12 protein-coding genes are annotated in these 11,198 nt (G+C 73.7%); 2 read left to right on the top strand and 10 right to left on the bottom strand.

Annotated features, from left to right (window positions below; translation table 11 throughout):
• The first annotated feature begins 263 nt into the window (after positions 1–263).
• A complete protein-coding gene (locus AC069T_RS17515) occupies positions 264–845 on the top strand; it encodes an SCO3374 family protein (RefSeq protein WP_478783591.1) in 582 nt (193 codons plus the stop codon).
• On the opposite strand, the gene AC069T_RS17510 is transcribed toward AC069T_RS17515, so the two are convergent.
• From AC069T_RS17510 to AC069T_RS17465, 10 genes are all read right to left on the bottom strand, one after another.
• Positions 824–1,159, bottom strand: a complete 336-nt coding sequence (locus AC069T_RS17510; protein ID WP_478783590.1) for a histone-like nucleoid-structuring protein Lsr2 — start codon at positions 1,157–1,159, stop codon at positions 824–826. The two genes, AC069T_RS17515 and AC069T_RS17510, sit on opposite strands and share 22 nt — an antisense overlap.
• Positions 1,160–1,387: 228 nt before the next feature.
• Complete coding sequence (locus tag AC069T_RS17505; protein ID WP_478783589.1) at positions 1,388–1,933, bottom strand: amino-acid N-acetyltransferase; 546 nt, start codon at positions 1,931–1,933, stop codon at positions 1,388–1,390.
• Between the two features lie 9 nt (positions 1,934–1,942).
• Entirely contained in the window at positions 1,943–2,365 is a 423-nt protein-coding gene (locus tag AC069T_RS17500) for a BlaI/MecI/CopY family transcriptional regulator (RefSeq protein WP_358854841.1), read from the bottom strand.
• A gap of 195 nt (positions 2,366–2,560) precedes the next feature.
• The gene (locus AC069T_RS17495) at positions 2,561–2,740 is read right to left on the bottom strand and encodes a hypothetical protein (protein ID WP_358854840.1); all 180 of its coding nucleotides are present in this window, start codon (positions 2,738–2,740) and stop codon (positions 2,561–2,563) included.
• Positions 2,741–2,753: 13 nt separating this feature from the next.
• Complete coding sequence (locus AC069T_RS17490) at positions 2,754–3,422, bottom strand: hypothetical protein (RefSeq protein ID WP_478783618.1); 669 nt, start codon at positions 3,420–3,422, stop codon at positions 2,754–2,756.
• 428 nt (positions 3,423–3,850) lie between these two features.
• Entirely contained in the window at positions 3,851–4,648 is a 798-nt protein-coding gene (locus AC069T_RS17485) for a type III pantothenate kinase (RefSeq protein WP_358855783.1), read from the bottom strand.
• 5 nt (positions 4,649–4,653) lie between these two features.
• A complete protein-coding gene (gene nadC / locus AC069T_RS17480) occupies positions 4,654–5,646 on the bottom strand; it encodes a carboxylating nicotinate-nucleotide diphosphorylase (RefSeq protein ID WP_478783588.1) in 993 nt (330 codons plus the stop codon).
• Between the two features lie 5 nt (positions 5,647–5,651).
• Positions 5,652–7,427, bottom strand: coding sequence for an L-aspartate oxidase (locus AC069T_RS17475; protein WP_478783587.1), 1,776 nt, complete (start codon positions 7,425–7,427; stop codon positions 5,652–5,654).
• On the bottom strand, positions 7,424–8,425 hold the full coding sequence (gene panC, locus AC069T_RS17470; RefSeq protein ID WP_478783586.1) for a pantoate--beta-alanine ligase: 1,002 nt from the start codon (positions 8,423–8,425) through the stop codon (positions 7,424–7,426). Before panC ends, AC069T_RS17475 begins: the two co-directional genes overlap by 4 nt.
• A gap of 34 nt (positions 8,426–8,459) precedes the next feature.
• Positions 8,460–9,392 carry a Rossmann-like and DUF2520 domain-containing protein gene (locus AC069T_RS17465; RefSeq protein WP_478783585.1) on the bottom strand — a complete coding sequence of 311 codons (933 nt, stop codon included), beginning with the start codon at positions 9,390–9,392 and terminating at the stop codon, positions 8,460–8,462.
• A 171-nt stretch (positions 9,393–9,563) separates the two neighbouring features.
• Between AC069T_RS17465 and AC069T_RS17460 the strand changes: the two genes are divergently transcribed.
• On the top strand, positions 9,564–10,793 hold the full coding sequence (locus AC069T_RS17460; protein ID WP_478783584.1) for a threonine aldolase family protein: 1,230 nt from the start codon (positions 9,564–9,566) through the stop codon (positions 10,791–10,793).
• The last annotated feature ends 405 nt before the right edge of the window (positions 10,794–11,198 follow it).

The raw sequence follows: 11,198 nt of genomic DNA, 5'->3' as shown, positions 1-11,198 counted from the left end.
CCCGCAGGCCAGGCAGTTACCCCCACCATCAGTACGCCGATGGCGAACGTGAGACCGTCCTGCCTTGCGTGTCGCCCCCTCCCACTAGGGATGTCTTACCCGTACGCACGGACACTCCATGCCGCGCGCACCGGTTCCACCTCCGCTATGGGCGAACATCCTCGCGCCGGGGAGGCCTTCCGCACGCCCCCTCCTTCGCCACGCAGTGCGTTCATCGAAATACCCAGCGTAACTCCAGGGCACTTTGGACGGTTGCTCCTGGCATGGTTCCCACCGTTCCCCCTCCGCGTCGGCCGCTCGGGTCCCGCACGTCCGGCGACACCGCGGATCCGGTGCGCCGCTGGTACGAGAACGAACTGGGCTGGCCAACCGTGCCCGGACCGCCGGCGGGGCTGCTCACGGGTCTGCGCTTCGACGTCCTGGACGTGCCCGCGGAAGCCGGACATGCGGCGCTGCGGCACCTGGGCCCGGCGTCTCCGGTGGCCCTTCGGGGGGACCGGATGCGGCTGCTGGTGGCCGAGGGCAGCGCCGACGAACTGCCGGGGCTGCTGGACTGGCTGGAGTGGGGCACCCTGCCGCTGGATCTCCGCGCGATCGGCGCGGGCGGGCGCATCGAGGCGCCGGTGCCGCCGGGAGGGTCCGGCGGAGGCGGTCCGCAGGGGGCCGCCGTCTGGCTGCGGCCCCCCGAGCCGGGGTGCGAGGTCGAGCCCCTGCTGCCGACACTGTCGGCCGTGGGGGGCGGTGGGGTCGCCCCCGATCTCGTACGGGTCGTGTACACGATGGCAACGCACTGCCACCGTGTCCGGCTGCGGCGCGCGAGCGCTCAGCCGTTGGCCTTCTCGTAGGCCTCGCGAATGGACGCGGGAACGCGGCCACGGTCGTTGACCTCGTAACCGTTCTCCTTCGCCCACGCGCGGATCTGCGCCGTGTCCTGGCTGCCACCGGAAGCGGCGCGCGTCTTTCCGCGTCCACCCGCGGCGCGGCCTCCGGTGCGACGACCGCCCTTCACGTAGGGCTCGAGAAGGCCGCGAAGCTTGTCCGCATTGGCAGTCGTGAGGTCGATCTCGTACGTCTTGCCGTCCAACGCGAACGTCACGGTCTCGTCCGCCTCGCCACCGTCGAGGTCGTCGACAAGAAGGACCTGAACCTTCTGTGCCACCGGATTTCCTTTCATCGATAACCATGGGGCGGAGGGCCGGCGGCGTGCGCCGCTGTTTCGCGTCCCCTTGTTATATGCAGTACTGCAGTACGTCGGAAAGCAAACCGCTTTTGCCGGAAAAACACAAACCCCTGGCGAGGACTCACAGCCCGCGAGGAGACCGGAAACATGCGCGTTTCGGACATAGGGAACCCCGGCATCCCTCCCCGCCGGAATAGTCGGCGGCGATCACAGATGCAGAAGCATCCGACTGTTGCCCAAGGTGTTCGGTTTCACTCGTTCGAGACCGAGGAACTCGGCTACGCCCTCGTCATAGGAACGCAGCAGCTCGGCGTAGACATCGGTGTCAACGGGTGTCTCGCCGATCTCGGTGAAGCCGTGCTTCGCGAAGAAGTCGACTTCGAAGGTCAGACAGAAAACCCGGCGAACGCCGAGCCGGCGAGCGGTCTGCAGCAACTTACCGAGCAGCTGATGGCCGACGCCCGCGCCTCTGACCGTGGGGTTCACCGCGAGCGTGCGTACTTCCGCGAGGTCTTCCCACATCACGTGCAGCGCCCCGCAGCCCACCACCTCGGCGTTGTCGTCGCGTTCCGCGACCCAGAACTCCTGGATGTCCTCGTAAAGCGTCACCGTCGCTTTGTCGAGCAGGATGCGGCGCTCCACGTACGAGTCGAGGAGGCGGCGCACCGCCGGGACGTCGCCCGTCCTCGCGCGGCGGACGGTGATGGCTTTTGTGGTGGGTTCGGGATGCTCCGCGGGATGCTCTGCTGGCATGGGCGGACGCTATCGCCCGGGGTCGTCCCGAGTCGCGGCGGGGTTCTGGGTCGCGGTGGGGTTCTCGTCGGGGCGGTCGCGGGTTTCATCCGGGGTTTCGGGCGTTTCCGGGCCCTGGACGATGGCTACCGCGTTGCGCAGCGCGAGACGCTGTTCCTCGCTCATCATCCCGAAGAAGGCCACGAGAGCGGCTGCCGGGTTGTCACTCTGGGACCAGGCCTCGTTCATCAGGGCGGCGGCGTAGGCGGCCCGGGTGGAGACCGCTTCATATCGATAGGCCCGGCCCTCGGCCTCGCGGCGCACCCAGCCCTTCTGATGGAGATTGTCCAAAACGGTCATCACCGTGGTGTACGCGATGGACCGTTCCTGCTGAAGATCTTCCAGGACTTCCCGAACGGTCACCGGGCGGTTCCACTTCCACACCCGCGTCATGACCGCGTCTTCGAGTTCTCCCAATGGGCGAGGCACAGCCAGAACAATAGTGGGAGAAGACGCCGATGGCGTGCCGGACGGGCGCTTTCACCGGCAAACGGCAACAAAAAGGGCGTACGACTCGAAAATCAGATGAGTCGTACGCCGAGGGGAACGGAGAGGTGAAGGCCCGGCCGCGTCCGCCGCGGCCGGGCCTCAGGCGTCGGTGTCCCGGGAGGTCTGGCGGGCGCCCTCGGCGCGCGCGAGCGCGGCGTCGACGACGGCGTCCTCCTTGGCCTTGTTGGCCCCGCCCTGGGTCTTCACGATCGTCACGATCAGCCCGATGAAGAACACGGCCATCACGACGGGGGGCACGAGCGCGGAGACGTAGTCCATGCCTCCAGAGTAGCTAGCCCGCCGCGAGTTCCCGATGCGGGTCCGCCGCCGGCGGGCCGCCCGGTTTGCGCTTCGGCGGGAAGACCTCGCCGGGCGTGGGGATGGGGCGGTCCGGGCGGGGGCTCTTCACTGGGGGCTGCGGCTGCGGCCGTGGCTCCGCGGGCCGTTCACCGGGCCGTTCACCGGGCCGCTTGGCGGGCTCCTCGGCGGCCTCGCGGACGCGCGGGGAGCCCTGGGCGGACAGGCCGCCCGGGAGGGCCAGGAGGCGGGTGCGGGAGGCCGGCACGGTGGGGGTGGCGGCGGACGTGGCGCGGCCCGCCAGGCGGGCGCGGACGTCCTGCTCGGCGAGGACGCGGCAGCGGGCCAGGAGGGCGGCCGCGGTGGGGTTGCCGCGCAGGGCGCGCAGGGCGGCGAGGTCGTCGGGGACGGGGCGGTAGCCGGCGCCGAGGACGTCCTCGAGGAGGGCGAGGTAGCCGGTGACGGTGCCGGGCAGGGCGGCGCGGTAGCGCGCGAGGTCGGCCAGCATGAAGGCCCGGAGCCTTTCTCCCTCGCGGGTCGCCTCGTCCAGGGACTCGGCGAGCCTGAGACAGGCCTGGACGTCCTCGGCCGAGGCGGGGCTGGGGTGGAGGGCGAGGGCGAGAGCACGGCGGAGCACACGCAGCTCCTCCGCGCCGAACGCCATGCCGCCGCGGGATCCATATGGCGTGGGCATGCGGCGACGATACGCGCTAATCAGACAAAATCCGCATAACGGGGTGTTGTGGCGCGGTCTGGGTGGCGTCTTTCGCCCGGTGGGTGGGGTGCCTCTCCCCTGAGGCGGGGCGCTCCAGGGGCCGGGGGTGGGCGTCCTCGCTGCGGTGGGTGGGCGCCCTCGCTGCGGTGGGTGGGTCGGGGCCGCGCCGGTACATCCGCCCGTTGCACGTCGGCGTGCGGCCTGGTCACGTGGGTGGACCGGCGCTTCCTGCCCGACCTGCAACGGGCATCTGACGTACCGGCACGGCCCCTTCCGCAGGAGGGCGAGTGCGGGTCGTCCCTCTGCGGGCAAACGTGCCGGTGCGCAGCGAGGACGTGCCTGTCCGGGCGGGGAAGGCCGCCCGCCCGGGGGCGGACCTACGTGCGGGAGACGTTTCGTTCGTAGACCAGGCGGAGGCCAATCAGGGTGAGCCAGGGCTCGTGCTCGTCGATGACGGAGGACTCGCCGAGCACCATGGGCGCCAGCCCGCCCGTCGCGATGACCGTGACGTCGTCCGGATCGTCGGCCAGCTCGCGCGCCATGCGCTCGACCACGCCGTCGACCTGGCCCGCGAACCCGTAGATGATCCCGGACTGCATGGCCTCGACCGTGTTCTTGCCGATCACCGCGCGCGGCCGGGCCACCTCGATCTTGCGGAGCTGGGCGCCCTTGACCCCGAGCGCGTCGACGGAGATCTCGATGCCGGGGGCGATGACACCGCCGACGTACTCCCCGCGCGCGCTGACCGCGTCGAACGTCGTCGCCGTGCCGAAGTCGACGACGATCGCCGGCCCGCCGTACAGCTCGACGGCGGCGACCGCGTTGATGATGCGGTCCGCGCCGACCTCCTTGGGGTGGTCCGTGAGGATCGGCACGCCGGTCTTGACGCCCGGCTCGACGAGGACCGCGGGCACGTCGCCGTAGTACCGGCGGGTCACCTCGCGCAGCTCGTGCAGGACCGAGGGGACGGTGGCGCAGATGGCAATGCCGTCGATGCCGTCGCCGAGCTCCACGCCGAGCAGCGGGTGCATGCCCATGAGCCCCTGGAGGAGCACGGCGAGCTCGTCGGCCGTGCGGCGGGCGTCCGTCGAGATGCGCCAGTGCTCGACGATCTCCTCGCCGTCGAAGAGGCCGAGGACGGTGTGGGTGTTGCCGACGTCGATCGTGAGCAGCATCGGTCCTACTCCGCCTCGTCCGTCGACGCCTCGCGCAGGTCGAGGCCGATGTCCAGGATGGGCGCGGAGTGCGTGAGGGCGCCCACCGCCAGGTAGTCGACGCCCGTATTCGCGTAGAGCTCCGCGTTGCCGAGGGTGAGCCGGCCCGAGGCCTCCAGGAGCGCGCGGCCGCCGACGAGCGCCACGGCCTCCTCGCACTCGGCGGGCGTGAAGTTGTCCAGGAGGATCAGGTCGGCGCCCGCGTCCACGACCTCGCGCAGCTGGTCCAGGGTGTCGACCTCGACCTCGATGGGCAGCTCGGGGAAGGCCTCCCGGACGGCCTCGAAGGCCTGCGCCACACCGCCCGCGGCGACCACGTGGTTGTCCTTGACGAGGGCCGCGTCCGAGAGCGACATGCGGTGGTTGACGCCGCCGCCCATGCGCACCGCGAACTTCTCCAGGGAGCGCAGTCCGGGCGTCGTCTTGCGGGTGTCGCGCACCCGTGCGCCGGTGCCCTCCAGGGCGTCGGCCCACGCGCGCGTGGCGGTCGCGATGCCGGACAGCCGGCACAGGAGGTTGAGCGCGCTGCGCTCGGCGGTCAGCAGGTCCCGGGTGCGGGTGGTGACGCTGAGGAGTTTCTGGCCCGCCTCGACGCGGTCGCCGTCCAGGACGTGCCGCTCCACCTCGAACTCGTCGGTGCAGACCACCGAGACGACGGCCTCCGCGATCCGCAGGCCCGCGACGACGCCCGCCTCGCGGGCGGTGAAGTCGGCGGTGGAGACGGCGTCCTCGGGGATGGTCGCGACGGTCGTGACGTCCACGCCGTGGTCGAGGTCCTCCTCGATGGCCAGGTGCGCGATGTCCTCGACCTCCACGGGGTCGAGCCCCGCGTCGGCCAGGAGCTGCGCGAGCGCGGGATCGAGCCCGCACTCCAGGTACTCCTCGTCCGTGTCGGCGGCGCAGCCGCAGCCGTCGCCACAGCCGCCGCTCTGGGCGAGGGGAAGGTCGGGGGTGCTCACTTGGGTCACTGCTCCTGGGGACGGGGCGACGGCTGGGGCATGGAGATCCCTCCGGTCCGGGCTGGGCCGGGGGCCTCGGGGAGGGTCGGGGGGAAGTCTGCTGTCTCGGTGGCGTGCAGGGCGAGGGTCCGGTCGGGATTCAGCCGTACGACGATGTGGCGCCGCCAGGCGGTGTCGTCCCGGTCGGCGTGGTCCTCGCGCCAGTGGCAGCCGCGGGTCTCCTCGCGCAGCAGGGCGGCGGCGACCAGGACCCGGGCCACGCACAGGAGGTTGGTGGACTCCCAGGTGTCGACGCCGGGTTCGGACGTCTTGCCGTTCTCGTCGAGGGCGTCGCGGGCGTCGGCGTGCAGGCGCTGGAGGCGGTCGGCCGCCGCGGCCAGGGAATCCGCGGAGCGCAGGACGCCCGCGCCGTCGGTCATGATCCGCTGGATGGCGAACCGGGCCTCGGGGGCGAGCAGCGGGTGCGCGGGCTTCTCGGGGTGCGGGACGGGCGCCGGCACGCGCGCGTGGAGGGGGTCCTCCTCGTGGCGGGCGGCGATGTCGGCGGCGATGCGCTCGGCGTAGACCAGTCCCTCCAGGAGGGAGTTGGAGGCGAGCCGGTTCGCGCCGTGGACGCCGGTGCAGGCGACCTCCCCGCACGCGTACAGGCCGGGGACCGTCGTACGGCCGTGGTGGTCGGTGCGGACGCCCCCGGACGCGTAGTGGGCGGCCGGGGCGACGGGGACGGGCTCGGTGACCGGGTCGATGCCGTGGGCGCGGCAGGCGGCGAGGATGGTCGGGAAGCGGTGCTCCCACATGTCGGCGCCGAAGTGGCGGGCGTCGAGGAACATGTGCTCGGCGTCCTGCTCCTGCATGCGGCGCATGATGCCCTTGGCGACGATGTCCCGGGGCGCCAGTTCCGCCAGCTCGTGCTGTCCCACCATGAAGCGCACGCCGGCCGCGTCGACCAGGTGGGCGCCCTCGCCGCGTACCGCCTCGGAGACCAGCGGTTGCTGGCCCTCCGCGTCCGCGCCGAGGAAGAGCACCGTCGGGTGGAACTGGACGAACTCCAGGTCGCTGACCTCGGCGCCCGCGCGCAGGGCGAGCGCCACGCCGTCCCCGGTGGACACGGACGGGTTGGTGGTGGCCGAGAAGACCTGGCCCATGCCGCCGGTCGCGAGGACCACGGCGGGCGCGTGGACGGCGCCCACGCCGTCGTGCTGGCCCTCCCCCATGACGTGCAGGGTGACCCCGGCGGTGCGGCCGTCGGCGTCCGTGAGGAGGTCCAGGACCAGCGCGTTCTCGACGGTGCGCAGGCCGCGCGCGCGGACCGCGTCGACGAGCGCGCGGGAGATCTCGGCGCCGGTCGCGTCGCCGCCGGCGTGGGCGATGCGGCGGCGGTGGTGGCCGCCCTCGCGGGTCAGCTCCAGGGCGCCCTCGGCGGACTCGTCGAAGTGCGCGCCGGTCGCGATCAGCCGCCGTACGGCGTCGGGGCCCTCGGTGACGAGGATGCGGACGGCTTCCTCGTCGCACAGGCCGGCGCCGGCGACGAGGGTGTCCTCCAGGTGCTGTTCGGGGGTGTCGCCCTCGCCGAGGGCCGCGGCGATGCCGCCCTGCGCCCAGCGTGTGGAGCCGTCGTCCAGGCGGGCCTTGGTGACGACGACCGTCCGCAGGCCCGCGGCTTCGCAGCGCAGGGCCGCGGTGAGCCCCGCGACGCCGGAGCCCACCACCACGACGTCGGCCTCGACGGACCAGCCGGGGGCGGGGGCGTGCAGGCGTATGCCGGTACCTGTGCCGGTCACGTGGCGGCTCCGAAGGTGAGGGGGATGTTGTCGATCAGCCGGGTCGTGCCGACCCGGGCGGCGACGGCGAGGACCGCCTCGCCGGTGAAGTCGTCCGCGATCCCGGTGAAGTCCGCCGGATCGACCAGTGCCAGATAGTCCAGGACCAGCGCCGGTTCCAGGCGGGCCGCGTCGTCCAGGACGAGTTGGGCGGCGGCACGCACGGCGGCCGGCCCCGAGGCGGCCGCGGGGGCGGCCTTGGCGACGGCGTGCGCGTCGGCGGCGGCGCGGGACTCCCCTATGGCGCTGAGGGCCTCGGCACGCGCACGCGTGGCGGGCACTTCCCGGGCCCGCGCGCGCAGTGCCTCCTGCGCGGCATGCCGGTCGCGGCCCGCGAACAGGGCCTGGGACAGCGCGAGCGCGGTACGGCGCTCCTCGGCGGACAGGTAGCGGTTGCGGCTGGACAGGGCGAGCCCGTCCTCCTCGCGCACGGTGGGTACGCCGACGATCTCGATGCCGAAGTTCAGGTCGCGCGCCATGCGGCGGATCAGGGCGAGCTGCTGGGCGTCCTTCTGCCCGTACAGCGCCACGTCGGGGCGGGTGAGGTGCAGCAGTTTGGCGACGACGGTGAGCATGCCGTCGAAGTGCCCGGGGCGCACGGCGCCCTCCAGGCGGCCGCCCATGGGGCCGGCGCTGACCCGGACCTGGGGTTCGCCGCCGGGGTAGACCTCGTCCACGGAGGGGGCGAACACGACGTCCGCGCCGGACACCTCGGCGATCTCGAGGTCGGCGTCGAGGGTGCGCGGGTAGCGGTCGAGGTCCTCGCCCTTGCCGAACTGGAGCGGGTTCACGAAGACGGTGACGACCACCTCGCCGTCGGCGCCGGCGAGGTCCCGGGCGGCGCGGATCAGCGTGGCGTGGCCCTCGTGCAGGGCGCCCATCGTCATCACGACGGCGCGCCTGCCGTGCCGTACGCGCGCGTGCAGCTCGTCCGCGGTGCGCAGCAGGGCGGTGCTCATCGGTGGCTCCCGTCGGTGCGCGGGACAGGCGTGGTCATCGGTCGCTCCCGTCGTCGGGCAGGGCCGCCCCGTCGGCGAGTACCCCGAGGAGGTCCTCGGCGAGTTCCGGCTTCAGCAGTCCGTGGGCGAGGGCGCGGTCGGCGGTCGCGCGGGCCATCGCCAGATAGCCGGCGACGGTCTGCGGGGCGTGCCTGCGCAGTTCGGCGACGTGCGCGGCGACCGTGCCCGCGTCGCCGCGCGCCACGGGGCCGGTGAGGGCCGCGTCGCCGGACCTGAGGGCGTTGTCCAGGGCGGCGCCGAGCAGCGGGCCGAGCATGCGGTCGGGGGCCTCGACGCCCGCGGCGCGCAGCAGCTCCATGGACTCGGCGACCAGGGTCACCAGGTGGTTCGCGCCGAGCGCGAGGGCCGCGTGGTAGAGCGGGCGGCTCTCCTCGGCGATCCACTCCGGCTCGCCGCCCATCTCGATGACCAGGGCCTCGGCGGCCAGGCGCAGCTCGTCGGGGGCGGTGACCCCGAAGGAGCAGCCGGCCAGCCGCTGGACGTCCACGGGGGTGCCGGTGAAGGTCATCGCGGGGTGCAGCGCGAGGGGCAGGGCGCCCGCCCGCAGCGCCGGGTCGAGCACCCGCGTGCCGTACCGCCCGGAGGTGTGGACGAGGAGCTGGCCGGGCCGGACGGCTCCGGTCTCCGCGAGTCCCTCGACGAGACCGGGCAGGGCGTCGTCCGGGACGGTCAGCAGGACCAGGTCGGCGCGCTCCATGACCTCGGCCGGGGTCACCAGCGGCACGTCGGGCAGCATCCGCGCGGCGCGGCGCACGGAGGCGTCGGAGACCCCGGAGACGGCCACCGGACGGTGTCCGGCCAGCTGGAGGGACGCGGCCAGCGCCGGGCCGACGCGACCGGCGCCGACGACGCCGACGGTCAGTCGCGCGGGGCGGTCCTTGGGCTCTGGCTGTTGGAATGTACTCACTCGACGGCGGCCTTCCCGTTCCAGTCCGCTCGGGGTACCGGACGATTTCTCGTCATGTTAACGCGATTGGTTCGAGGGCCGTCCGGTTGTCCACAGGCTGTGGGTTTCCGCGGGCCTGGCGGAGCACGAACGCGTGTGCCGGTGCGGGCCGCCCCGGGGGATGATCCGGGGATGAGCGAAACGGCGGAGCACGGCGAGGAGCGGGCGGCGCGGGACGGTGAGCGGGCGGCCGTGCCGGGGTCCGGAGGCGGAGCGGGCGGGGCGCCCTCGGCGCAGCGGCGGCGCGAGCGGCGGACGGCCGCCTACCGGGGTGCCCGGCGTCTGCTGGCCCGCGCCGGCCACCGGGCCACGCTCCGGGAGCGGCTGGCGGTCCTGGACGACGCGGCGCGCCTGTACGACCTGGACGCGTCCGTGGACGTCTACGGGAACGGGATCGTCGAGGCCCTGGAGGAGCGGGTCGCCGGACTGCTGGGCACGGAGGCCGCCGCCTACTTCCCCACCGGCACGATGGCCCAGCAGGTGGCCCTGCGCTGCTGGGCCGCCCGCACCGGGAACCCGACGGTCGCCCTGCACGCGCTGTCCCACCCCGAGGTGCACGAACGGAACGCGTTCAGCACGGTCAGCGGGCTGCGCCCGGTCCGGGTGACGGACGAGCCGCGGCTGCCGACCGCCGAGGAGATACGCGACTTCGAGGAACCCTTCGGGGCGCTGATGCTCGAACTGCCCCTCCGGGAAGCCGGTTTCGTCCTGCCCACCTGGGAGGAGCTGTCCGCGGTGGTGGAGGCCGCGCGGGAACGCGACGCGGTGGTCCACTTCGACGGGGCACGCCTGTGGGAGTGCACCGCGCACTTCGGGCGGCCCCTGGACGAGATCGCGGGCCTCGCGGACAGCGTCTACGTGTCGTTCTACAAGTCGCTCGACGGGTACAGCGGGGCGGCGCTGGCCGGGCCGCGGACCCTCGTCGACGAGGCGAAGGCCTGGCGGCACCGGTACGGCGGCCTGATCGTCCAGCAGTTCCCCGCGGTGCTGTCCGCGCTCGCCGGTCTGGAGCGGGAGCTGCCCCGGCTGCCGGAGTACGTGGCCCACGCGCGCGTGGTCGCCGCCGCGCTGCGCGAGGGATTCGCCGCCGCGGGGGTGCCGTGGGCGCGCGTCCACCCGGAGGAGCCGCACACCCACGACTTCCAGGTCTGGCTGCCGTACGACCCCGAGGTGCTGGAGGACGCGGCCGTCGCCCAGGCCGAGGACACCGGGACGTACTTGTTCGCCGGCGCGTGGGCCCGTGGCGGGCCGGGGGTGTCGTGGACCGAGGTGTCGGTGCGGTCCGCGGGGCTGGAGTGGACGGCCGACGAGGTGCGGGCGGCCGTCCGGGACTTCGTCGCGCGGCTGCCGGCGGCGGACTAGCCGGTTCCTGGGCGGACCGCCGCGGTCGGCGGACTAGCCGGGTTCCGTCGGGGCCGCCGGGGCCGCCGGGCACGCTCCCGGGCCCGGGCGCCAGTGTCAGCGGCTCACGTACCGCCGGGCGCGCAGCCACCGGCCGGCGGACTAGCCGGGTTCCGCCGGGGCCGCCCGGGTCGGCGGACTAGCCGGGTTCAGGGGCGGACCGCCGCGGTCGGCGGACTAGCCGGGTTCCGCCGGGGTCGCCGGGGCCGCCGGGGCCGCCGGGCACGCTCCCGGGCCCGGGCGCCAGTGTCAGCGGCTCACGTACCGCCGGGCGCGCAGCCACCGGCCGGCGGCCTCCCGGATCCGCCGGCGGGCCGGCCGGGTCTTCGGAGCAGCCGGTTTCAGGAGCGGACCGCCCCGGCCGAC

The sequence above is a fragment of the Streptomyces sp. NPDC043867 genome, assembly GCF_056435845.1.
Note: the sequence above shows the minus strand (reverse complement) of the source record. Positions and strands in the feature narration are given on the sequence as shown.

What these genes read in the sequence shown, in the direction of transcription:
- AC069T_RS17515 (WP_478783591.1), top strand. Translation starts at nt 264, where the DNA reads ATGGTTCCCACCGTTCCCCCTCCGCGTCGGCCGCTCGGGTCCCGCACG.
- AC069T_RS17505 (WP_478783589.1), bottom strand. Translation starts at nt 1,933, where the DNA reads ATGCCAGCAGAGCATCCCGCGGAGCATCCCGAACCCACCACAAAAGCC.
- AC069T_RS17500 (WP_358854841.1), bottom strand. Translation starts at nt 2,365, where the DNA reads ATGACGCGGGTGTGGAAGTGGAACCGCCCGGTGACCGTTCGGGAAGTC.
- AC069T_RS17495 (WP_358854840.1), bottom strand. Translation starts at nt 2,740, where the DNA reads ATGGACTACGTCTCCGCGCTCGTGCCCCCCGTCGTGATGGCCGTGTTC.
- AC069T_RS17490 (WP_478783618.1), bottom strand. Translation starts at nt 3,422, where the DNA reads ATGGCGTTCGGCGCGGAGGAGCTGCGTGTGCTCCGCCGTGCTCTCGCC.
- AC069T_RS17485 (WP_358855783.1), bottom strand. Translation starts at nt 4,648, where the DNA reads ATGCTGCTCACGATCGACGTCGGCAACACCCACACCGTCCTCGGCCTC.
- panC (WP_478783586.1), bottom strand. Translation starts at nt 8,425, where the DNA reads ATGAGCACCGCCCTGCTGCGCACCGCGGACGAGCTGCACGCGCGCGTA.
- AC069T_RS17460 (WP_478783584.1), top strand. Translation starts at nt 9,564, where the DNA reads ATGAGCGAAACGGCGGAGCACGGCGAGGAGCGGGCGGCGCGGGACGGT.